The organism is Maricaulis sp. ABE4_448 (assembly GCF_056160825.1).
The window spans coordinates 380,752-401,359 of the sequence record NZ_JBSWXX010000004.1; the positions used below are offsets into that span (position 1 = coordinate 380,752).

At 64.1% G+C, this 20,608-nt stretch carries 21 protein-coding genes; 15 read left to right on the forward strand and 6 right to left on the reverse strand.

Translation table 11 applies throughout. From position 1 onward, the window contains the following. Nucleotides 1-53: 53 nt before the first annotated feature. Nucleotides 54-1,751, forward strand: a complete 1,698-nt coding sequence (locus tag ACXAJV_RS13255; protein WP_475085902.1) for an alkaline phosphatase D family protein — start codon at nt 54-56, stop codon at nt 1,749-1,751. On the opposite strand, the gene ACXAJV_RS13260 is transcribed toward ACXAJV_RS13255, so the two are convergent. Further along, nucleotides 1,748-2,113: a winged helix-turn-helix transcriptional regulator gene (locus ACXAJV_RS13260; protein ID WP_475085903.1), complete on the reverse strand. Its 366-nt coding sequence runs from the start codon at nt 2,111-2,113 to the stop codon at nt 1,748-1,750. The genes ACXAJV_RS13255 and ACXAJV_RS13260 overlap by 4 nt on opposite strands. A 126-nt stretch (nt 2,114-2,239) precedes the next feature. On the opposite strand from ACXAJV_RS13260, the gene ACXAJV_RS13265 reads away from it, so the two are divergent. Both ACXAJV_RS13265 and gstA read left to right on the forward strand, forming a co-directional pair. Next, nucleotides 2,240-3,316 carry an NAD(P)H-dependent flavin oxidoreductase gene (locus ACXAJV_RS13265; protein WP_475085904.1) on the forward strand — a complete coding sequence of 359 codons (1,077 nt, stop codon included), beginning with the start codon at nt 2,240-2,242 and terminating at the stop codon, nt 3,314-3,316. Nucleotides 3,317-3,360: 44 nt separating this feature from the next. Next, nucleotides 3,361-3,984 carry a glutathione transferase GstA gene (gene gstA / locus ACXAJV_RS13270; protein WP_475085905.1) on the forward strand — a complete coding sequence of 208 codons (624 nt, stop codon included), beginning with the start codon at nt 3,361-3,363 and terminating at the stop codon, nt 3,982-3,984. Between the two features lie 66 nt (nt 3,985-4,050). Here the strand turns inward: gstA and ACXAJV_RS13275 are convergent, their stop codons facing one another. Further along, nucleotides 4,051-4,443 (reverse strand): DUF4168 domain-containing protein, encoded by a 393-nt coding sequence (locus ACXAJV_RS13275; RefSeq protein ID WP_475085906.1) that lies wholly within the window; start codon nt 4,441-4,443, stop codon nt 4,051-4,053. A 340-nt stretch (nt 4,444-4,783) separates the two neighbouring features. Here ACXAJV_RS13275 and ACXAJV_RS13280 point away from each other — a divergent pair, with 340 nt between their 5' ends. Then, nucleotides 4,784-5,842, forward strand: coding sequence for an NAD(P)-dependent alcohol dehydrogenase (locus ACXAJV_RS13280; protein ID WP_475085907.1), 1,059 nt, complete (start codon nt 4,784-4,786; stop codon nt 5,840-5,842). A 72-nt stretch (nt 5,843-5,914) separates the two neighbouring features. Here ACXAJV_RS13280 and folE read toward each other — a convergent pair whose 3' ends face one another. Further along, the gene (gene folE, locus ACXAJV_RS13285; RefSeq protein ID WP_475085908.1) at nt 5,915-6,532 is read right to left on the reverse strand and encodes a GTP cyclohydrolase I FolE; all 618 of its coding nucleotides are present in this window, start codon (nt 6,530-6,532) and stop codon (nt 5,915-5,917) included. A 236-nt stretch (nt 6,533-6,768) separates the two neighbouring features. Here folE and cysS point away from each other — a divergent pair, with 236 nt between their 5' ends. Then, the gene (cysS, locus tag ACXAJV_RS13290; RefSeq protein ID WP_475085909.1) at nt 6,769-8,154 is read left to right on the forward strand and encodes a cysteine--tRNA ligase; all 1,386 of its coding nucleotides are present in this window, start codon (nt 6,769-6,771) and stop codon (nt 8,152-8,154) included. Between the two features lie 4 nt (nt 8,155-8,158). Further along, entirely contained in the window at nt 8,159-8,425 is a 267-nt protein-coding gene (locus ACXAJV_RS13295; protein ID WP_475085910.1) for a hypothetical protein, read from the forward strand. Nucleotides 8,426-8,465: 40 nt separating this feature from the next. On the opposite strand, the gene ACXAJV_RS13300 is transcribed toward ACXAJV_RS13295, so the two are convergent. Then, entirely contained in the window at nt 8,466-9,302 is an 837-nt protein-coding gene (locus ACXAJV_RS13300; RefSeq protein ID WP_475085911.1) for an NAD(P)H-binding protein, read from the reverse strand. A gap of 98 nt (nt 9,303-9,400) precedes the next feature. On the opposite strand from ACXAJV_RS13300, the gene ACXAJV_RS13305 reads away from it, so the two are divergent. The 7 genes from ACXAJV_RS13305 to ACXAJV_RS13335 all read left to right on the forward strand — a co-directional run bounded on the left by ACXAJV_RS13305 (nt 9,401) and on the right by ACXAJV_RS13335 (nt 16,446). Continuing rightward, nucleotides 9,401-10,018, forward strand: a complete 618-nt coding sequence (locus ACXAJV_RS13305) for a TetR/AcrR family transcriptional regulator (protein WP_475085912.1) — start codon at nt 9,401-9,403, stop codon at nt 10,016-10,018. Between the two features lie 914 nt (nt 10,019-10,932). Next, nucleotides 10,933-11,364, forward strand: coding sequence for a hypothetical protein (locus tag ACXAJV_RS13310; RefSeq protein WP_475085913.1), 432 nt, complete (start codon nt 10,933-10,935; stop codon nt 11,362-11,364). Then, the gene (locus tag ACXAJV_RS13315) at nt 11,357-11,809 is read left to right on the forward strand and encodes an iron-sulfur cluster assembly scaffold protein (RefSeq protein ID WP_475085914.1); all 453 of its coding nucleotides are present in this window, start codon (nt 11,357-11,359) and stop codon (nt 11,807-11,809) included. The genes ACXAJV_RS13310 and ACXAJV_RS13315 overlap by 8 nt, the downstream gene beginning before the upstream one ends. 205 nt (nt 11,810-12,014) lie before the next feature. Then, a complete protein-coding gene (yidD, locus tag ACXAJV_RS13320) occupies nt 12,015-12,332 on the forward strand; it encodes a membrane protein insertion efficiency factor YidD (RefSeq protein ID WP_475085915.1) in 318 nt (105 codons plus the stop codon). A 3-nt stretch (nt 12,333-12,335) separates the two neighbouring features. Continuing rightward, nucleotides 12,336-14,270, forward strand: coding sequence for a threonine--tRNA ligase (thrS, locus tag ACXAJV_RS13325; protein WP_475085916.1), 1,935 nt, complete (start codon nt 12,336-12,338; stop codon nt 14,268-14,270). A gap of 23 nt (nt 14,271-14,293) precedes the next feature. Continuing rightward, complete coding sequence (locus tag ACXAJV_RS13330) at nt 14,294-15,517, forward strand: O-antigen ligase family protein (RefSeq protein ID WP_475085917.1); 1,224 nt, start codon at nt 14,294-14,296, stop codon at nt 15,515-15,517. Next, nucleotides 15,430-16,446, forward strand: coding sequence for a glycosyltransferase family 2 protein (locus ACXAJV_RS13335; RefSeq protein WP_475085918.1), 1,017 nt, complete (start codon nt 15,430-15,432; stop codon nt 16,444-16,446). Before ACXAJV_RS13330 ends, ACXAJV_RS13335 begins: the two co-directional genes overlap by 88 nt. A 1-nt stretch (nt 16,447) precedes the next feature. Here the strand turns inward: ACXAJV_RS13335 and ACXAJV_RS13340 are convergent, their stop codons facing one another. Both ACXAJV_RS13340 and ACXAJV_RS13345 read right to left on the reverse strand, forming a co-directional pair. Beyond that, a complete protein-coding gene (locus ACXAJV_RS13340; RefSeq protein ID WP_475085919.1) occupies nt 16,448-17,353 on the reverse strand; it encodes a hydroxymethylglutaryl-CoA lyase in 906 nt (301 codons plus the stop codon). Continuing rightward, a complete protein-coding gene (locus tag ACXAJV_RS13345) occupies nt 17,337-19,154 on the reverse strand; it encodes an ArnT family glycosyltransferase (protein ID WP_475085920.1) in 1,818 nt (605 codons plus the stop codon). Before ACXAJV_RS13345 ends, ACXAJV_RS13340 begins: the two co-directional genes overlap by 17 nt. A 103-nt stretch (nt 19,155-19,257) precedes the next feature. Between ACXAJV_RS13345 and ACXAJV_RS13350 the strand changes: the two genes are divergently transcribed. Together ACXAJV_RS13350 and ACXAJV_RS13355 are read left to right on the forward strand one after the other, a co-directional pair. Continuing rightward, nucleotides 19,258-20,004: a glycosyltransferase family 2 protein gene (locus ACXAJV_RS13350; RefSeq protein ID WP_475085921.1), complete on the forward strand. Its 747-nt coding sequence runs from the start codon at nt 19,258-19,260 to the stop codon at nt 20,002-20,004. Nucleotides 20,005-20,142: 138 nt separating this feature from the next. Next, nucleotides 20,143-20,556, forward strand: coding sequence for a hypothetical protein (locus ACXAJV_RS13355; RefSeq protein WP_475085922.1), 414 nt, complete (start codon nt 20,143-20,145; stop codon nt 20,554-20,556). Nucleotides 20,557-20,608 lie beyond the last annotated feature (52 nt).

Consider the following 20,608-nt stretch of genomic DNA (forward strand, 5'->3'; position numbering starts at 1 on the left):
CGCTAGTGATCGGTGTTAACCGCCGGTGTGCGCGCGGAAGTCCGGGGAGCCCCATGAGCAAGATGAAGCTGACACGTCGTACTGCGCTGATCGGTGCCGCCGGTGCGGGCCTGGCCATAAGCGCCTGCTCGAGCGGGCCGGAACGGTTCGCGCCGCGTGCCGAGGGACATTTCCGGCACGGTGTGGCTTCGGGAGATCCCGATACGAACAGCATCATGTTGTGGACCGCATTGAGCGATGATGCCGGCGGCTGGCGCGGTGTCGAGGTTGCGCGCGACGAGGCCTTCGAAGATGTGGTGTTCCAGCAGGGTGAAGAGATTACCTATATCCAGCCGCAGGCACTGGGCACGCTGAAAGTGCTCGCAACCGGGCTGGAGCCGGGTGAACGGTATTTCTACCGTTTCCGCCTCAACGAGACCTATTCTCCGGTCGGTCTCACCCGGACCCTGCCCGAAGGCGCGGTCGAGCAGTTCCGGATCGGTGTCTTTTCCTGCTCAAACTTTCCGGCCGGGCATTTCAACGTCTATCGCGAGGCCGCGGAGAATGGCGAGCTGGATCTCGTCCTGCATCTCGGCGACTACATCTATGAATACGCGATGGGCGAATATGCGACCGGCGATGCCGAGGCGCTGAATCGCGTGCCCGATCCGGTGCACGAGATCGTGTCGCACGCCGACTATGTCGCGCGGCACGCCCAGTACAAGTCCGATCCGGACCTGCAGGCGCTGCATGCCGCGGCGCCCTGGATCATGAGCTGGGACGATCACGAGACGGCGAATAATTCGTGGACCGATGGCGCTCAGAACCACAATGACGGAGAAGGGCGCTGGCAAGACCGGCGCGATGCCGCGCTGCGGGCCTGGTATGACTGGACGCCGTCGCGCGAGCCGGAAGATCTGCGCAATCGCTATGGCGTCTACGAAATCGGCAATCTGGCAACGTTGTGCCTGATCGAGAGCCGTCTGTCGGCGCGCGACCAGGAGGTCCTGAGCGACACTTTCCCGGTCGCCTCGGATGCCGATATCGAGGATCCCGAAGTGATCGCCGCGGTCGATGCGTGGAAGCGCGATGTTGTCGGCGCCGAGGATCGCGAGCTGATCGGCACGGCGCAGATTGCCGGCATCCGCGCGGCCTGCGCGGCCTCTGTTGCCGCCGGCAAGCCGTGGCGTATCCTGGCCAACCAGGTGATCATGAGCCGGGTGAACTTCCCCAATTTCGCTGAGGAAATGCCCGGCTGGTTGCGCTGGTGGGCGACGCGCGACAGCGAGTTTGCCCGCAATTTCATCATGCGCACCCGGTTTGAAGTCCCCTTCAATCTGGACATGTGGGATGGCTACCCGGCCGAGCGCGAGCGTCTGTTTGCAGCCCTTCGCGAGGTTGATGCTGACGTGATCACGCTGACCGGCGATGTGCACTCTTTCTGGGCCAACGAGCTGACCGATGCCCAGGGCAACCGGATCGGGACGGAGTTTGTCGGCTCGTCAGTGACCTCGCCGGCGCCCTTCTCCGGGTTTGCGGCACCCGGTGTCGACTATGGCGAAATGATGCGTGACGCCAATCCCGATGTCGCCCACTGCAACATGGTCGATCATGGCTATATCCGCCTGACCCTGACGCCCGGTGAGGCACAGGCCGACTATGTCACCGTGTCGACCATATTGCAGCGCGACTACCGGGCCGGACTGGACAGCCAGTGGCGTATCGGCCGCACGGCCAATGGCCGTGTTCCGCGCGTCGAGCGGCTTGGCTAATTCGCAGAGCAGGCATTGGCGGACTGTTTGAGCCGGGTGCCCACATCGACGATGGCCTCGATCACGGGCAGGAGTTCGCGGCCAAGCTCGGTCAGAGCGTACTCCACACTGGGCGGTGAGGTCGGCTGCACTGTGCGCTCAATGACGCCCTTCTTGCCGAGTTCTTTCAGGCGCGCTGACAGAACTTTGGCCGAGATCGGCGGGATGTCGGCTTCCAGTTCGGAGAAGCGGCGCGGGCCGCCGGCGAGATGCCAGATCACATAGGGTGTCCAGGCCCCGCCGAGCAGCTGCATGCACTCGTTCACGGGGCAGTGGGTGCCGTCATCGAGCGGCCGGGATGTGTTGCGGCGGCGTTTCAGCATGCTGGGGCTCCGGAAACCTGCTTACCGCCGGGATAGTACAAAACACCGCTTACGCCTACTCACAAGGTTACATTCTGTAATCGCGCTCCCATCTGTCTCCCGACCGCAGCGGACAGGAGGCAAGCGATGGCGGAGCGAAGCGAGGTTCAGTCACGGATCGGGATCGAGCATCCGGTTGTGCAGGGACCGTTTGGCGGCGGACTGTCGACCGTCGCGCTGACGGCAAGTGTGTCGAATGCCGGCGGGCTCGGCTCGTTCGGTGCCCATATTCTCGAGCCGGACGGGATCGAGACCCTGGCGCGTGATCTGCGGGCCGCAACAGACGCGCCCTTCGCGCTCAATCTTTGGGTCAGCGATCACGATCCGGGCGGGGATCCGTTTCCACAGGCAGCGTTCGACGCTGTCTGGCCGGTCTTTGAACCCTATTTCCGCGAATACGGGCTTGACCGGCCCGAGCCGCCGGCGCGCTACCATCCCCGCTTCGAAGACCAGGTCGAGGCCATCCTGGCCGTTAAGCCGAAAGTCTTCTCCTTTGTCTTCGGCATTCCCGAGCGGGCCATCCTGGAGGCCTGCCGGAGCCGGGACATCCTGACGCTGGGCGCCGCGACGACGCTGGCCGAGGCCGAGGCGCTTGCGGATGCCGGTGTCGACATCGTACTCGCGACAGGCTTCGAGGCCGGCGGCCACCGGCCGGCTTTTCTTGAGCCGCCCGAAGCCAATTTGATTGGCACTTTGCCGTTGACCCGCCAGATCGCAGCGCATCTTCGTATGCCGGTGATTGCGGCGGGCGGGATTGCCGACCGGGCCGGCATCGACGCCGCCCTCACTCTGGGGGCCGGTGCAGCGCAACTGGGCACGGCCTTCCTGGCCTGTACCGAGTCCGGCACCAATGGCGCCCACCGCGATGTGCTCTTCTCGCCCCGGGCCCGGCACACGGTGCTGACCCGCGCCTATACCGGCCGTCTGGCCCGCGGCATTCCCAATCGCGTCATCGCCGAAATGGAAGCACGCGCTGACCGCCTGCCGCCCTTCCCGGTGCAGGCCTGGTTCCTGGGTCACCTCAAGCGCGCGGCGATTGCCGCCGGCGACGAAGATTTCGCCTCGCTCTATGCCGGGCAGGGCGCGCCCCTTCTACGCCACCGCAAGGCGGTCGAGCTGATGGCAGACCTGACCGGGCCGGCCGAGGCCCGGACCGTGGCCTGATCACGCCACCAACATCTTCCCCACCCCTGAAAGGAGACCAATCCATGAAACTCTATTTTGCTCCGGGCGCCTGTTCGCTCTCACCTCATATCGTGCTGCGCGAAGCCGGCCTGCCGGTCGAGCTGGAACGTGTCGACCTGGCCGAAGGCCGGGTCGTCTCGACCGGCGAAGCCTTCCGTTCGGTCAATCCGAAGGGCTATGTTCCGGCGCTGGAAGTGGCACCTGGCGACATTGTCACCGAAGGCGCTGCGATCGTGCAGCATATCGCCGACTCCAATCCCCAGGCCGGACTGGCGCCGGCCGCCGGCACGCTGGAACGGGCCCGTGTGAACGAGTGGCTCACCTTCCTTTCCTCCGAACTGCACAAGGCCTTCTCGCCCCTGTTCCGTCCCGATAGTAGTGAGGATGTGAAGTCCGCTGCGATCGAGCGTGTTACCAATCGTCTTGACCATATCGAAAGTGTGCTGGCGGATGGGCGCAGCTATCTGACCGGCGATCAATTCACCATCGCCGACGCCTATCTCTTCACCCTGACGAACTGGACCGGCCCCACGGGTGTCGGCTTGGGCGGGCGGACGAGGTTGACTGCCTATATGGATCGCGTGCGCCAGCGCCCGGCCGTTCTGGCGGCACTGGAGGCGGAAGGTCTTTTGCAGCCGGCGGCCTGATCCGGATACGAAAACGGGCGGCCCGAGAGCCGCCCGTTCATTCCCGCTGTCAGGCGTGTCTGCCGTTTAGTTACCGGCCTGCGCCTGGGCTTCGGCCTGGATGCGGGCCGCAACGCTCTGGTCGGTGCGGGCGGCATTGGCGATGGAGTTGTATTCGACGACGGTCAGGCCGGCGTCCTGGACAATGGTTTCCATCTCGGCCTGCGCTTCCTGCTGGATCTGCGCCTGAGCTTCCTGGTCTTCTGCGGCCTGCATGCGCGGCTGGACGTCCTGAACAAGGGCATTGATGCCGTTGGCGGCCTCCACGAAAGCGGTGACCTGCGCATCGGTGAGGGTGAAGGTCTCGGCCGCACCGGCCTCGGCGCCGGCCTGGGCCGGGTCCTGGGCGAATACGGGAGCGGTGGCAGCGCCCGCCAGCGCGGTTGCGGACAGGGCGGCGGTGAAAATCTTGTGCATCATGAGAGTATCTTCCCGGTTGCTGAACAATATCTGGGTTCAAGGGCCCAATAGCGTGGGAACGAAACCGGTCTAACAATGTTCCATTACAATTTCACCACATGTATACAGCGCGTGATTTCGATGGAATATCTGACGCGAGCGAGGCAAATACTGTGGTTGTATTCTGGTGGGTGTCAGCGGAACGGGATGTCTGACGCGGATCCCGCAGCATGACGCCGGACTGTCGATGGGCGTGCGGGTTAGACCTGCCGGGCTTCTCTCCTATATTACCGAGAGTCCTTGGGGGGCGCGAGAAGCGGGCCCTGCCGATCCCGACGCCAACCCATTCGAGAGAGCTGACATGAAAACGATTGGCTATGCCGCCCACAGCGCTGACACACCCCTGGTGCCGTACACATTCGAGCGCCGCGGCCTGCGTGCCGATGATGTGGCGATCGATATTCTCTATTGCGGTGTCTGCCATTCAGACCTGCACACCGCCCGCGGGGACTGGTCCGGTACGGTCTACCCCAATATCCCCGGTCACGAGATTGTCGGCCGTGTGACGGCGGTCGGTCCGGATGTCAGCCAGTTTGCCGTCGGCGATACCGTCGCCGTGGGCTGCATGGTCGACAGCTGCCAGGATTGCGATCGCTGCCACGACGATGAAGAGCAATACTGCCGCAACGGTTTCACCGCGACCTATAACAGCCCGGACCGGATCACCGGCGACAACACGCTGGGCGGCTATTCCAAACATGTCATCGTGCGTGAGGCCTTTGTCCTGCGTGTGCCGGAGACGCTCGACGTGTCACGGGTGGCGCCGCTCTTGTGTGCCGGCATTACCACTTATTCACCGCTGCGCACCTGGAATGTCGGCGAGGGTAGCCGGGTCGGCGTGGTCGGCATGGGCGGTCTGGGGCATATGGCGATCAAGCTGGCTGCCGGCCTCGGCGCCCATGTCACGGTGATCAGCCGCAGCCCGTCCAAGGAGGCCGATGCGCGCGAACTCGGTGCCGATGCCTTCCTGATCTCGTCGGACAGGGCGGCAATGAAGGCGGCGCGCAACAGTTTCGACCTGATCGTCGACACCGTGCCGGTCAAGCACGACCTCAACCCCTACATGCCGCTGCTCGACGTCGATGGTACGCTGTGCCTGGTCGGGCAGGTCGGCCCGCTGGAGGAACTGGTGTCCGTGCCGCTGATCATGGGCCGCCGCCGTGTCGCGGGTTCACTTATCGGGGGTATCGCCGAGACCCAGGAGGTGCTCGACTTCTGTGGCCGGATGAACATCCTGCCGGAATGCGAGATGATCCGGATGGACGAGATCAACACGGCTTTCGAACGCATGGAGAACGCCGATGTGCGCTATCGCTTCGTAGTCGACATGTCGTCGCTCGAAATGCCTGACGCGGCCTAGGCGCTCCGGCCCGTCCGAAAAAAAAAGCCCCGTCCGGCCGGACGGGGCTTTCTTGCGAAATGCGTGTTTGCGTCAGGCGCGTTCGATCATCCGCAGGAAACGGTCCTTCAGGGCCGGGTCCGTCTTGAACTCGCCGGTGAAGGTGGTGGTGATCGTCGACACATTCGGGTGGTGCACGCCGCGCGTGGTCATGCACTGGTGCTTGGCATCGACATAGACCGCGACGCCGCGCGGCTGCATGGCCTCGGTCAGCGCGTCGGCGATCTGTGCCGTCATCGTCTCCTGCGTCTGCAGGCGCTTGGAGAAAATCTCGACGACGCGGGCGATCTTGGAAATGCCGACGACGGCGCTTTGCGGCAGATAGGCGACGTGCGCCACGCCGATGATCGGCGCGATATGGTGTTCGCAATGGCTCTCGACATCGATATTGGTCAGCATGACCATGTCGTCATAGCCCTGCACGTCCTCGAAGGTCTTGCCGAGCGCCTTGAGCGGGTCTGCCTGATAGCCGGAGAACCACTCCTCATAGGCTTTCACCACGCGCTTGGGCGTGTCGATCAGACCCTCGCGGGTCGGATCGTCACCGGCCCAGGCGATCAGTGTGCGTACGGCCGCTTCGGCCTCTTCGCGGGTCGGTTGAGTCTTGTCAGCGCCGGCAAGGCGCATGGATTCTGGTGTCACGGCGTCCATCCCCATGGATCCTTTCGTTGTCGGGTCGGTCCTGCGCGTATACGACAGGGCCGTAGTGCCGGTTTCCGGATCGAGGATGCAGGGCCGGAGTTTTTGCAGCCGGAGACTGGAATCCTCTGTTTTCGCGCATCAGCGCTTGCCCGTATTTAGGGCTTCCCTGCATCATTTCCAATGATATGACCGCAGGCGGAACGTGAATTTTTCACTCTCTTGACACAAATGGACCCGACAAAATCATGAAATCGCTCACCCTTTACGATACGATGGCGCGGCGAAAGCGCGCATTCGAACCGATCGATCAGGACCGGGTGACGATGTATGTCTGTGGTCCGACGGTCTATAGCTACGCCCATATCGGCAATGCGCGCCCGCCGGTCGTGTTCGATGTGCTGCGCCGGGTGCTCGGACATCTCTACGGTGCCGAGAGCGTCGTGCTGGCCGCCAACATCACCGATATTGACGACAAGATCATGGCTGCCGCCCGCGAGAGCGGTGAGGGGATCGAGGCGGTGGCGACGAAATTCGCCCGTATCTATCGCCAGGATCTCGACGCGCTGGGCATCGTTCCGCCGACGCTGGAGCCGAAGGCGACCGACCATATCGGCGAGATGATCGCCATGATGCAGCGCCTGGTCGATGAGGGCCACGCCTATGCGGCCGAGGGGCATGTCCTGTTCTCGGTGAAGTCCTACGAGGCCTATGGCGCGCTGTCGAAACGCTCGCTGGACGACATGATCGCCGGAGCCCGGGTGGAAGTTGCGCCCTACAAGAAGGATCCCTGCGATTTCGTGCTGTGGAAGCCGTCTGCCGATGACGAGCCGGGCTGGGACGGTCCCTGGGGCCGCGGCCGTCCGGGCTGGCACCTGGAATGCTCGGCCATGTGCGAGACGCATCTGGGCGAGACGATCGATATTCACGGCGGCGGGATCGACCTGGTCTTCCCCCACCATGAGAACGAGATCGCGCAGTCGACCTGCGCCCATGGCGGCAAGGCGATGGCCAATTACTGGCTGCACAACGGCTTTCTCAACATGGGCTCGGACAAGATGTCCAAGTCGCTGGGCAATGTCGCGCTGATCCACGACCTTCTTAAATCCTGGCCCGGCGAAGTGCTGCGCTGTGCGCTGCTGACCGCGCATTATCGCGCCCCGTTGACCTGGAATTCGGATCTCTTGGCCAAGACCCGCCGCTCGCTCGACCGCATCTATGGCGTGTTGCGGCGGCTCGGCCATCTGGAAGCCGTGCCTGCCGAGGTGCCCGAAGCCTTCTTCGATGCGCTGCTGGACGATCTGAACACGCCCAAGGCGATGGCCGAGCTGTTCCAGCTGGCCGGCGAGGCGAACAAGGCGGACACCCCTCAGGAGAAGGCCGAAGCGAAGGGCCGTCTGCTGGCGGCCGGCGCCCTGATGGGGCTGGGTCAGGGCGATCCGGATGCCTGGTTCGGCGTTGCCGACATGGATCCGGAGGAACGTGCCGAGATCGACGCCCTGATCGTCAAGCGCCAGGAGGCCCGCGAGGCCAAGGACTGGGCGGCGGCCGATGCGGCACGCGACGAACTCAATGCGCGCAAGATTCAGGTCGATGACGGTCCGGAAGGTTCGACCTGGCGGAAGGTGGAGTAGGGCCATGGCCCTCAAGGGCTTCAACGTGATGCTCCAGGCCGAGGATGCCGTCGGCGCCTGTTTCGTGGCCTATGGTGTGGTCGCGGAAACCGAGGAACAGGCGGCTCGCCTCGCCGAGGGTGCGGCCCAAGCCGAAGGCTTCTGGGCGGTCGAGACCGACGAGGTCTGGCAGCCGGAACCGGATGGCGATGAGGACTTCGGGGACATCCCCGAAGTCCTCGGCCGCAATGATCCCACCTATCTCGACGAGGACGAGGAAGGCTGGGACTAGAGTTTCAGCTTGTTTCGCAACCCTGTTTCCGGCTGTGCGATTAGGCCGCGGCTTTCCAGACACCGGTCGCGGCCGTTGCCCGGGCGTAGTCGGAGAAATCACGCGGTGCGCGGCCCAGCGCGCGCTGGACGCCATCGGCCAGATGCGCATTCCGCCCGTCCAGGACCTCACGCGTGAGCAGGCCGAGCAATTCGATGATGTCGGCCGGCATGTCGTGCCGGGCCATTTCCTCCATGAAGGCTTCCACCGGCGGCGAGACATAGCGGATATTGCGTCCGCTCGCCGCGGCGATTTCCGAAATGGCGTCCCTGAAGGTCAGCAGGCGCGGCCCGGTCACCTCGTAAATCTCGCCGATGTGGCCGTCTTCGGTCAGTGCTGCAGTGACGACATCGGCAATGTCATCGACATCGATGAAGGGCTCGGGAACGTCGCCGCGGGGAAATACGACCTCGCCGGCTTGCAGGCCTTCGACGAAAAAATTCTCCGAGAAGTTCTGAGCGAACCAGGAGGCGCGGACCACGGTCCAGTCTGCGCCGGATTGCGCCAGAACCTGTTCGGCGCGCTGGGCTTCCGGTTCGCCACGCCCGGTGAGCAGGACGAGGCGCTTGACCCCGTGGGCAAGTGCCTTGGTGACGAAGGCGTCGATCTGTTGCACGGCGCCCGGCAGAGCGATGTCCGGATAATAGGTGATGTAGGCCGCGCGGACGCCGTCGAGACTGGCATCCCAGCTTTCCGGGCGCTGCCAGTCGAAGGCAGGGCTCGCTGAGCGCGAGCCGATGCGCACGGGCAGGCCTTTCTCAGCCAGGCGGTTTGCAACGCGGCGCCCGGTCTTGCCGGTGCCGCCGATAACGAGAATGGGAGCAGAGGGGGAGGTCATGTCGGTTTCCTTTTTCAAAACATGAGTGACGCTCACGTTGTGAAACCTGATAAAGTCTCATATTGTGTGAGTCAACAAAAATATGAGGAGTGCTCACAATGTCATCCGGGCCTGCAACGACCGCGCGGATCGTGCCGACTCAACAGCGCAGCCGCGACCGAATGGAGAAAATCCTGCTGGCGGCGACCGAGCTGATCGGCGAGGCCGGCAGCGATGCGATGAAGATGAGCGAACTGGCAAAGCGAAGCGGGATCTCGATCGGCTCGCTCTACCAGTACTTCCCGGACAAGCGTTCCATCATCGCGGCGCTGGCCGAGAAATGTCATGCGGAGGGGAGCCACTGCATCGCGGAAGCGCTCGCCGGCGTGACCGGTATGGAGGTGTTCCGTGCGGCCTTCGATGCGCTGATCGATGAATATTATGCGCTCTTCCTCGCCGAGCCGGTGATGCGTGATGTCTGGTCGGGCACACAGGCGGACAAGTCCCTGATCGACATCGACATCCGCAACAACCGCGAGAATGCGGCTATCGTGACCGATGCGCTCTTGCGCGTTCAGCCAGGCTTGTCCCGGGATGAAATCCTGCCGCGGGCCTTCCTGGTGATGTCGCTGGGCGATGCTACGATGCGCCTCGCCATTGCCGTGCCAGCGGATGAGGGCCGTATCATGGTCGATACCTACAAGCGCATGGCCCTTCGCGAACTGACGGGCGCCTGACCACACGTTATCCACCCTCCCTCCACCTCCCCATGGAATGGGGAGGAAAGGCCTGTCAGCACGAAACCCTCCACGGGCTTGCGCCCTGGAGCGATGAGAGGGGTGCGGGATGCACAGCGGACATCGTGTCCGCATTTGAAGGTTTGGTGGTGATGCCCGAGGCATCCCGCACGCGGAGATTTACCCGGTCCCTTGCGGGACCGTCTCGAAACCTGCAGGCACGGGCCGGTCGAGCTTTTTGCCGGTGTCCCCGCAGATGGCCACGCCGGAGCCTGATGCTGTCACCCACCAGGCGCGGACGAGCTCCGCACGCTCCCGGGCACAAGGGACTGAGCTCATGCCTCCCATCCCGGAAACCGCTGACGAGCATACGCGCAGTTGAGAGGGCGGGGATAAGTTTGCGGCCCGGCCCCACGCACCGTCATCCTGACGAAGGTCAGGATCCAGATCGTAAAGCGGAATTTTGGCTAAGTGGGCTCATACCGAATGTCGGCGATGTGCGGGATAAGTGCGCGTTCGCAACCACCGCACCCTACGAACTGGGCCCTGACTGAAGCCTGAGCCCGCGAAAGCGGGTGTCAGGGTGACGGTGTCTATCGCGGCTTCAGCTCACCATTTCTCCCGGCCACCCGCTTTCGCGGGCGCAGGCCTCAGCCTACGCAGGCCGGCTGCAGATCCGGGACCGGCCGAAGATCACTTCAAGCGATGAGCTTCCCGCAGATCCCGCTGCCCCCGGCCAGGACAAACAGGATGAGGGGCGGCCGCTGAAACGGCCAAAAATGCGTGCGCCCTTGCCCGGAAAAGCACCGGCGCGGGGCCATCAAAGAGTGGTAGCGCGGCAAGAATGCGCTAGCTTGCTGTGACTGTGGCGCCAGACATGGGAGGGCACCCTGGCCAAGACCGTCCGCTTCTGGTTGCTCATCCTGGTCAGCCTGGATGCAGCTTACTACCTGTCCTGGGCGGTGGTGCTGGTGCTTGCATGGCTCGGGCAGCTGGACGTGGTCCTGGGTATTCCGATGCACGATCTGGCGCGGACCGCGCCGATTTTCCTGGTCGTCCTGCAGTTCTCCTCGACAGCCAGCAAGCTGCTCGCCTGTCTGGCCATCTGGCGGCGCTGGCGTGCCGGTATCTGGCTGGTGCTGATCGGCATATTCATGCACCTGGCATTGTGGACACAGCTGACGCTCAATCCGATCTATGACGGCCGCTTCGGGCACTACGCCATTATTCTGGAGTTCACCGTCTTTGCCCTTGCTCTGTCCGACCGATGGCGTTCGCCGGCGGCCGGCGAAGACGGACATGGAAAATCCGGCGGAAAAGCCCTAAATAGAAAACGCAATGGCTGACGAACTCTACTCCAATGCCGTCCTCCGGCTGGCGGCGGACATTCCGCGCATCGGGCGTCTTGAACGCCCGCAGGCGTCGGTGCGCAAGGTTTCGCGCCTGTGCGGTTCGGAAGTCGAGATCGATATCGTCATGCGTGGCGAGCGCGTTGCTGACCTTGCTCTGCGGGTGAAAGCCTGCGCGCTGGGCCAGGCTTCAGCCTCGGTGCTGGCGCGTCAGGTTGCCGGTGCTTCGCTGAAAGAGCTGGAAATCGCCCGAGATAGCCTGCTGGCCATGCTGAAGCAGGGCAAGCCGGCGCCGCGCGGACGCTTCGGCGAACTGGCTGTTCTGGAAGGGGCGCGCGCCTATCCCGCCCGTCACCAGTCGGTGATGCTGGCCTTCGAGGCCGTGACTGAGGCGGCCCGCCAGGCGGCGACTGCGCAGACTCCGACCTCGCTCACTGGATAGGGCTGTCCGGCCCCGCTTTGCCGGCGGGACGAGCCCGGGCAGTCCGAAAAGGCTTCCACACTTCACCCACAGGCTTTACTGCGGCCCGCGGTGCGCGCTTGATGTCCATGGTGGACAGCGCGCGTCGCGGCGTTAAAAGGCTTGAATCCATATGCGTTCGACGGAACGGAAAGAAACGCCAGACCGACCGCTCGTCGGGGCCGTGATGATCGGCGCCTTGCGCGTCTATCAGTGGACCCTGTCGCCGGTCTTCTATGCGCTGGGCGTGCGCTGCCGCCACGAGCCGAGCTGCTCGCACTATGCGATCGGATCGGTGACGGCGCAGGGCCCCTGGCGCGGTTTCTGGCTGACGCTGGGGCGGCTGGGACGATGCCGCCCGGGTGGCACGTTCGGTTTCGACCCGGTTCCGGAGGCGCGTACGCATGTTCCCTGGTGGCGGGTCTGGGCTTTCCGTGCCCGCCCATCGGGACAGACGCAGGACGAGCTTTCGCCGGCGGGCCGCGCCGACAACAAGGACATGTGACCGATGATCAATGTGACGCTTCCCGACGGATCGAAACGCGAGCTTCCCGACGGCGCCACGCCCCTCGACCTGGCTGAGGGCATTTCCAAATCCCTGGCCAAGGCCGCCATTATCGCCGAGGTCGACGGCCAGGAATGGGACCTGACCCGGCCGCTCGACGGCGACGCCCAGGTCGCCATTGTCACGCGCAAGGATGACAAGGCGCTCGAAGTAATCCGCCATGACGCCGCGCACGTGCTGGCCCAGGCGGTGCAGGACCTTTTCCCCGGCACGCAGGTGACGATCGGCCCGGCCATCGAGGACGGCTTCTATTACGATTTCGCCCGCGAGGAGCCCTTCACGCCGGAGGATTTCGAGGCGATCGAGAAACGCATGGGCGAGATCGTCGATGCGGATCTGCCTTTCGTGCGCGAGGTCTGGGACCGCAATGAGGCCATCGCCGAATTCGAGAAAATGGGCGAGGCCTACAAGGCCGAGCTGATCCGCGACCTGCCCGAGGACGAGACGATCACCCTGTACCGCCAGGGCGACTGGTTCGACCTGTGCCGCGGTCCGCACCTGCCCTCGACGGGCAAGGTCGGCAAGGCGTTCAAGCTGATGAAGGTGGCCGGCGCCTATTGGCGCGGCGATCACCGCAACGCCATGCTGCAGCGGATCTACGGCACGGCCTGGGCCGACGAGAAGCAGCTCAAGGCCCACCTGCATCGCCTGGAAGAAGCCGAAAAGCGCGACCACCGCCGTCTCGGCAAGCAGATGGAGCTCTTCCACTTCCAGGAAGAAGCCCAGGGCCAGGTGTTCTGGCATCCCAATGGCTGGCGGCTTTATCGCGCGGTGCAGGACTATATGCGCCGGCGTCTGGAGGAGGCGGGCTATGTCGAGATCAAGACGCCGCAGCTGATGGACCGGAAGTTCTGGGAAGCCTCGGGCCACTGGGACAAGTACCGCGAAAACATGTTCATCTCCTCCATCGACCAGGAAGAGAAGGTCCTGGCGGTCAAGCCAATGAATTGCCCGTGCCACGTCCAGGTCTTCAACCAGGGCCAGAAATCCTATCGCGATTTGCCGCTGCGCATGGCCGAGTTCGGCTCCTGCCACCGCTATGAACCGTCCGGCTCGCTGCACGGGCTGATGCGGGTGCGCGGTTTCGTGCAGGACGATGCGCACATTTTCTGCACGGTCGACCAGATCACCGACGAGGTGAAGGCCTTCTGCGAACTTCTGAAATCCGTCTATGAGGATTTCGGTTTCGAGGAGCCGCGGATCAAATTCTCAGACCGGCCGGATACCCGCGTCGGCTCCGACGAGGTCTGGGACAAGTCCGAGGCCGCGCTCCGGGAAGCCGCCGAGGCCTCCGGTCTGGACTATGAGCACAATCCTGGCGACGGCGCCTTTTACGGACCCAAGCTGGACTTTGTCGTGAAGGACGCGATCGGCCGGGAATGGCAGACGGGGACGATCCAGTGCGACTTCAACCTGCCGGAGCGCCTTGATGCCAGCTTTGTCGGCGATGACAGCGAGAAACACCGGCCGGTGATGCTGCACCGGGCCATTCTGGGCTCGCTGGAGCGCTTCCTGGGCGTGCTGATCGAGAACTATGCCGGCAAGCTGCCCTTCTGGCTGGCGCCGCGCCAGGTGGTGATTGCCACGATCACGTCCGACGCTGATGGCTATGCCGAAGAGGTGAAGGCCGCGATGACCAAGGCCGGGCTGCACGCCGAGACCGATCTGCGCAATGAGAAGATCAACTACAAGGTCCGCGAACATTCGGTCGGCAAGGTTCCGGTGATCGCCGTGGTCGGCCGCAAGGAAGCCGAGGAGGGCACGCTGGCGCTGCGCTTCCTGGGCGAGGACGGCAAGAAGCAGGAAATCCTGCCGCTCGACGAGGCCATCGCGCGCCTGTCCGCGGAGGCGCTGCCGCCGGATCTCAGGCGAAACTAGCGGCGTACGGGAGGGACGCGGACGTGCGCGATGACACCAGGGCAGGCATAGCCGGCATCGCCGCGTTCGCACTCTCCTTCCTTTTCGGCGTTGCCGGATCGCTGATGATCGCGCCGGCCGTGGCGATCATGGCGCTCGTGGCCTTTCCGGTCGAGCCGTCCTTCTGGCGGCCCGGCCGGGTGCCGATTTCGCTGATCGCCGGCGGCCTCTTCCTGGTCTGGGTCGCGCTGAGCTTCCTGTGGTCGCCGCATGACGACCCCGGCCAGATCTGGCGAACCTGTCTGGGTATTCCCCTTTATGCGCTTTTTGTCGTGCGCATCGGCAAGCTGGGCGGCGCCTGGCAGCGGCGTGTCGAAGCGGCGATCATGTTCCTTGTCGCCGGGCTGGGCCTCTACCTCTTTGCCGAAGCCATGCTGGACGGCAGCGCAACCCGCGGCTTCAAGATCGCCGTGGAGGGCATGGGCAGCCTGCCTGAGCGCGACCAGATGATCCATGTAAATCGCAATCTGGGGCATGCGGCCGTGCCTCTGCTCCTCTTGTCGGTGCCCGCGGCGTTGATCGCATGGCGCGAAGGCGGGCCACTCATCGGGGCGGTGTTCGTCTGCCTCGCCGCTGTTGCGGCCTTTGCCTTCGATACCGAGGTCAATACCGTTGCCTTCATGCTGGCCGGGATCGCGGCCGTTCTGACCGTATTCTGGCCGCGCACATTGCTGGCCATCGTGTTCGGGACGGTGGCGGGCATGCTGATTGTCATGCCGTTGGCCCTGCCCGATGTCATCGCCCACATGCCGCAGAGCCTGCGTGACGCAATGCCGCTGTCCTGGGTCTGGCGTCTGGAGATCTGGTCCTATGCCGGCGAACTGATCCGGGAAAAGCCCTGGACGGGCTACGGGCTGGATGCGTCGCGGCCACTCAATGCCGAGATGGAACTGGCCGGCTACACAATCGAACGCTTGCCGTTGCACCCGCACAATGCGACTTTGCACATCTGGCTTGAAACAGGCGCTGTCGGAGCTGTGCTCCTGGCGTCCTGTCTGGTTGCCATGGGGGGAAGAATTGCAGGTGCCCGGCAACTTTCACGGCTCCAGGCCGTTGGAGTGGTCTGGATACTTGTGGTTTATGTATCCCTCATCGTGTTCTCCTACGGGGTCTGGCAGGAATGGCACCAAGGGACAGTAGCGTTGGCGGCGACGTCGGTCCTCTTTCTCGGAGCCAAGCAGCCCCGGGGGCGGGTGCCGCGCGTCTGAGCGTCGTCACGGTCTCATGGCAGACCGGACCGCGCCTGCTCGAGGCTGTTGCTGCAATCCTTGCCGCGCCCGGTGTCGACGAGTTTGTGCTCGTCAATCACGGCAATCCGCCGAATCTGATCCGCCGGCTGCGCGAAATGGCGGCGGGAAGCGACAAGCTTGTTCTGGTTGAAACCGGTGCCAATCTCGGCTTTGCCAAGGGCTGCAATATCGGCGCTCAGCGCGCGTCCGGCGAGTGGGTGGTGTTTCTCAACCCCGACGCGGTGCTGCGTCCCGGGTCCATGCGCCGGCTCAAGGCCTCTGCAGCAGAGCTGGGATCCGGCATGTGGGTGCTCGGCGCCCGCATCACCAACGAGAACGGCACCGAGCAGCGCGGCGGCCGGCGGGGCGAACTGACACCGGTCTCGGCGATGGTCAGCTTTCTGGGGCTGGATCGATTTATTCCGGGGGCCCGCAATCTGCATTTCGAGAACCAGCCGCTGGCCAACGGGCTGATGGACGTTCCGGTCGTCTCGGGGGCTGCCATGATGGTGCCTTGCCAGGCCTTCCTTGATCGTGGCGGGTTCGACGAACGCTATTTCCTGCATGTCGAGGATATCGACCTTTGCCGCCAGGTGCGCGCCATGGGCGGCCGGGTGTATTTCGAACCGCGCGCAGAAATCCTGCACTATGGTGGCACCAGCCGCACCTCGCCTTTCTTCGTGGAGACCCACAAGGCACTGGGTTTCATCAAGTATTTCTGGAAGCACTATCCCGGACCGCTGCAGCGGCTGGCCACGATGGCGATGATCGGGCCGATCTTTGCGGCGATCTGGGGCCGTGTCACGCTGCTGCGTTTGAGAGCTCAGGTGCGAAATCTGATGGCTCGCCGGCGGGCCGCGCGGCGGCTGCGCCGTATCCGGCGCGCGAGCGGCGGTGCGGACCGCTAACCTATAGCGCTTCAGGAAATCCGCCGGCCCGTGACAGCGCTGAATCCACCGGGTGTTTCAGCCCGTCCGTCTCCAGCCATTTTGCCGTTTCGATGAGTTTTCCGAGATCGAGGCCGGTGTCGAAACCACCGCGTTCGAGCATGTAGACCACATCCTCGGTCGCCACATTGCCGGTGGCCGCGGGGGCGAAGGGGCAGCCGCCAATCCCGCCGACCGAGGCGTCGATCACGTCAACACCGGCCTCGACAGCGGCGTAGATATTGGCCATCGCCGTGTTGCGCGTGTTGTGGAAATGCATGCGCAGGCGCATGTCACCGCTCTCGGCGCGCACCAGATCCAGCGTCCTGCGGACTTTCCACGGGTCGGCCACGCCGATCGTGTCGCCCATGGCGAACTCGACCGCGCCGGCGGCGCGGGCCCGGCCGGCCAGTTGTGCGACGACCGCGGGATCGACCTCGCCATCAAACGGGTCGCCGAAGGCCACGGACACGGTCACTGAAACGGGTACGCCCTCGTCATGGGCGAGAATGGCAATGCGGTCGAACAGGTCGGCCGTCTCATCCGGCGTGGCGTTCTGGTTCTTCAGGCCGAAGCCCGGCGAGGCGACCATAACGTAGTTCACCTCGTCGCAGCCCGCCTCCAGCGCCCGCCGCATGCCGCGCTCATTGAGGGCAAGGCCGATATATTTCACCCCGTCCTGGCGCGGCACACGCTGCATTACCTCGTCGCTGTCGGCCATGGCCGGCACGAGTTTGGGATGGACAAAGCTGGCGGCTTCCATGCGCTTGACGCCCGCCGCGATCAGGCGTTCGACGAATTCGACCTTGGTGTCCGTCGACATCATCGCCGGGTCGTTCTGCAGCCCGTCACGCGAGCCGACTTCAACGATTTCAATCTTGCGGGTCATTGGGGGTGTCCATATCGGAGCAATGCGTAAAAAAGACGGCGAGGACGGTATCACGGCCTCGCGAGTAATTGGTCCCGGCGATCCCGGAGCGGGCGTGCAGGCAGGGCAATCCCGAGTGTTCTGCAGCCCACCAGCTTGACGCTCCGCCGTGGCCATCGCCTGTTCCGGTTCCGGTCATGGCTTCGCGCAGGCCATCATCCCGCGACAAGTCCAGTACAACCAATGTGGGCTCGGCGCGCGCTTCTGCAAAGGCCAGCACATCCTCCGCTGATCCGAGGAATGTATCCGTGCCCAGCGAGAAGACGAGACTGGGTTCGGTGTAGGATGAAGCAGTCACGATGGAGTCCGCAGGAACACCTGCCACTTCGGGGGCCATCGCCCTCACAGCCCGCACGCGATCGGCCAGGCGCACGGCCTCGGCGTTCGGGAGGGCGGCACTTCGGGTCATGACATGCCAGCCCAGTCCGGCCAGCACGGCAAGGCAGAGTGCGAGCATTCCCGGCCGGAACCTGTCAGCAACCAGCGCCGCCCCGGCAAGGCCGGCAAACAGTGCGCTTGCAATGCCGACTGTCGCGATTGCAGCCGGATCGAGTCCGGGTTCGAAGTCGCTCTCATTGAAGCCCGCCACGACCAATCGGACGAGGTCGAGACCCGTTTTGTCGCCATACACCATGAAAATCGCCGGAACGAAGATGGCAAAGGCCAGCCCCGCCAGTCCGAACAGCGCCCAGCCGGTCCAGCGCGCCCAGCTCGCTGTCTTTGCCAGCTCCACAAACCCCCAGCCTGCGATCAGCGCCAGCGCCGGATAGGTTGGCAGCACATAGTGGGGCAGTTTGGTCGGCATGAGTTCGAAGACGATCCAGGTCGGCAGGGCCCAGGCGATGAGGAAGCGGGCGGTGCGGGCTGCGTCCTCGTCGATCCGGCCGCGCACGGCCGGAATAAGGCGTGTCAGGCCCGGCACGAAGAAAAGGATGGCCGGGAAGAAGGTCAGCGGCAGCAGCAGGAGATAATAGCCCGGCCAGCCGCCATGGCGTTCCTGGGCCGAGATGATTTTGGGGCCCATATCGCCGCCCAGTGCCTCGCGCAGGAAATTGCCTTCGGTGGCGATCTGGATGGAGACGATCCAGGGCAGGACCATCACGATCGCCAGCATCGGCCCGGCCCAGAAGAGCAGCGGTTTCAGCCAGCGCCACTCCCGCTCCCAGATCACCAGCGCCACGATCGTCAGGCCGGCCACCATCGGTGTCACCGGCCCCTTGATCAGCACGCCCAGGCCAAGCGCGAGCCAGAAGAGGAGGGCGGTCTTGGGGCCCCCTGCGGCGCGCAGATTGGCCAGGGCGGCCAGGGCGAGCGTTGTGGCGCCGGCCAGCATGGCGTCGGTCTTGGCGATACCGCCCTCGATTCCCAGCATCACGGTCGCTGCAAAAAGCGCCGCGCCGGCAAAGGCCGCTTCGCGGCCGACCAGGCGCTGTCCACCCCAAAAACAGGCGAGGGCCGCCAGGATGGCACCGAGCATGGACGGGATGCGATAGGCCCATATTTCGCGCGCCTCGGCACTCGACAGGGCGGCGACGCTGGCGGCCTGCAGCCAGTGGATGCCGACGGGCTTCTTGTTGCGTTCCTCGTCCTGGAAATTGATCTCGACGAAATCGCCGCTTTCCAGCATCTGGGCGGTCGCCTGGGCAAAGCGGCTCTCGTCGCGGTCGAGCGGCGGCAGGGTGAATATCCCGGCCAGAGCCGCTGCGGCCGCAATCGCAGCAATGATGAAACAGGCGCGAAGGCCCCGGGAAAGCTCGGTCATCCACCTCTCCGGTTCACGCCGGACATGAGAAAACCCTCGCGTCGCGAACCAAACCCGGTATGTAACGGGCAGACCCTGTTTCGCAAGCTCAAGCCGACATCCCATGAGCCAGACCTCCTCCACCCCGCCGGAAATCTCCGTCGTCGTTCCAGCCTATAACGAGGCCGGCAATGTCGTGCCGCTCGCCCGCGAGATCGTTGAGGCGCTCGAGGGCCGGAATTTCGAGATCATCTTCGTCGACGACCACTCCTCCGATACGACCCGTGAGGAGCTCGTCGCTGCAAAGGCCGAGCTGCCCATGTTGCGGGTGGTGTCGCACCGCCGCAATGCCGGTCAGTCGCGCTCGATCCGGACAGGCGTGATGCATGCGCGCGGAGCGGTCGTCGCAACGCTGGACGGGGACGGTCAGAACCCGCCGCAGGATCTGCCTACGGTGATCGACGCCCTGACGCGGCCCGATGCGCCGGACGGGCTTGCCCTTGTCGGTGGCGACCGAACGGCGAACCGCCAGGACAGTGCCTGGAAGAAATTCGCCTCGCGCGTCGGCAATGGCATCCGCAAGGGGCTGTTGAACGATGACTGCAACGATACCGGATGCGGGCTGAAGGCCTTCCGGCGCCAGGCCTATCTGGAATTGCCCTTCTTCGATCACCAGCACCGTTTCATCCCGGCACTGATGAATCGTGAGGGTTATCTGTGCGAATTCCGCCCGGTTTCGCACCGCCACCGCATGATCGGTTCGTCAAAATATACGAATTTCGGCCGTCTTTTCGCCTCTTTGACAGACATCCTTGGCATGATGTGGTTAAATTCGCGGGCGCGCAGCCCGCGCGGAACCGACGAGTATTGATACCGGCGCCCGCCCGCGGCCGCCGGTCAGGGGACGAAAGGATGCGACATGGCCGGAGGCGGGGATAACGGCGTTTTGTTAGGTATGACGGCGGCCAACCAGGCTCGGCGCGCCGGCGGATCCAAGGGGGGAAGTTCTATGTTCAATGTCATTCCACTGCTGATCATCCCGGTGATCGTGTATTCGGTGCTGGTGATATTCACCGGTGGTGAACCGGCTGCGGCCGCAGCGCTGATGGACAACACGGTCTTCCAGGTGCCGCTGGTTTCAGGCCCCTGGGGCATGAAGGTCGGCGACCTGCTGATCATCTTCGCGCTGATCATGATGTTCATCGAGCTGGTGAAGTCGGCCGGTACGGGGACCGCGACGATCATCAATCACGGCCTGTCCATGGCTGTCTTCGTGATCGCCATGGCGCTTTTCCTGCTGGTCGGCCGTTTCGGCACCTCGGTCTTCTTCCTCATCACCATGATGGCGCTGATGGATACGGTGGCCGGTTTCGTGGTGACGATCGTCGCCGCCCGCCGCGACCTCGCGGTCGGCGGGGAATAGGTACAAAACCTCTCGCCCCGCGCAAGCGGGGCGGGAGATTTTCGTCTAGACC

Bases quoted from the DNA above. Each gene is read 5' to 3' on its own strand.
- ACXAJV_RS13255 (WP_475085902.1), top strand. From the start codon at position 54: ATGAGCAAGATGAAGCTGACACGTCGTACTGCGCTGATCGGTGCCGCC.
- ACXAJV_RS13260 (WP_475085903.1), bottom strand. From the start codon at position 2,113: ATGCTGAAACGCCGCCGCAACACATCCCGGCCGCTCGATGACGGCACC.
- ACXAJV_RS13265 (WP_475085904.1), top strand. From the start codon at position 2,240: ATGGCGGAGCGAAGCGAGGTTCAGTCACGGATCGGGATCGAGCATCCG.
- gstA (WP_475085905.1), top strand. From the start codon at position 3,361: ATGAAACTCTATTTTGCTCCGGGCGCCTGTTCGCTCTCACCTCATATC.
- ACXAJV_RS13275 (WP_475085906.1), bottom strand. From the start codon at position 4,443: ATGATGCACAAGATTTTCACCGCCGCCCTGTCCGCAACCGCGCTGGCG.
- ACXAJV_RS13280 (WP_475085907.1), top strand. From the start codon at position 4,784: ATGAAAACGATTGGCTATGCCGCCCACAGCGCTGACACACCCCTGGTG.
- folE (WP_475085908.1), bottom strand. From the start codon at position 6,532: ATGGACGCCGTGACACCAGAATCCATGCGCCTTGCCGGCGCTGACAAG.
- cysS (WP_475085909.1), top strand. From the start codon at position 6,769: ATGAAATCGCTCACCCTTTACGATACGATGGCGCGGCGAAAGCGCGCA.
- ACXAJV_RS13295 (WP_475085910.1), top strand. From the start codon at position 8,159: ATGGCCCTCAAGGGCTTCAACGTGATGCTCCAGGCCGAGGATGCCGTC.
- ACXAJV_RS13300 (WP_475085911.1), bottom strand. From the start codon at position 9,302: ATGACCTCCCCCTCTGCTCCCATTCTCGTTATCGGCGGCACCGGCAAG.
- ACXAJV_RS13305 (WP_475085912.1), top strand. From the start codon at position 9,401: ATGTCATCCGGGCCTGCAACGACCGCGCGGATCGTGCCGACTCAACAG.
- ACXAJV_RS13315 (WP_475085914.1), top strand. From the start codon at position 11,357: ATGGCTGACGAACTCTACTCCAATGCCGTCCTCCGGCTGGCGGCGGAC.
- yidD (WP_475085915.1), top strand. From the start codon at position 12,015: ATGATCGGCGCCTTGCGCGTCTATCAGTGGACCCTGTCGCCGGTCTTC.
- thrS (WP_475085916.1), top strand. From the start codon at position 12,336: ATGATCAATGTGACGCTTCCCGACGGATCGAAACGCGAGCTTCCCGAC.
- ACXAJV_RS13335 (WP_475085918.1), top strand. From the start codon at position 15,430: ATGGCACCAAGGGACAGTAGCGTTGGCGGCGACGTCGGTCCTCTTTCT.
- ACXAJV_RS13340 (WP_475085919.1), bottom strand. From the start codon at position 17,353: ATGACCCGCAAGATTGAAATCGTTGAAGTCGGCTCGCGTGACGGGCTG.
- ACXAJV_RS13345 (WP_475085920.1), bottom strand. From the start codon at position 19,154: ATGACCGAGCTTTCCCGGGGCCTTCGCGCCTGTTTCATCATTGCTGCG.
- ACXAJV_RS13350 (WP_475085921.1), top strand. From the start codon at position 19,258: ATGAGCCAGACCTCCTCCACCCCGCCGGAAATCTCCGTCGTCGTTCCA.
- ACXAJV_RS13355 (WP_475085922.1), top strand. From the start codon at position 20,143: ATGTTCAATGTCATTCCACTGCTGATCATCCCGGTGATCGTGTATTCG.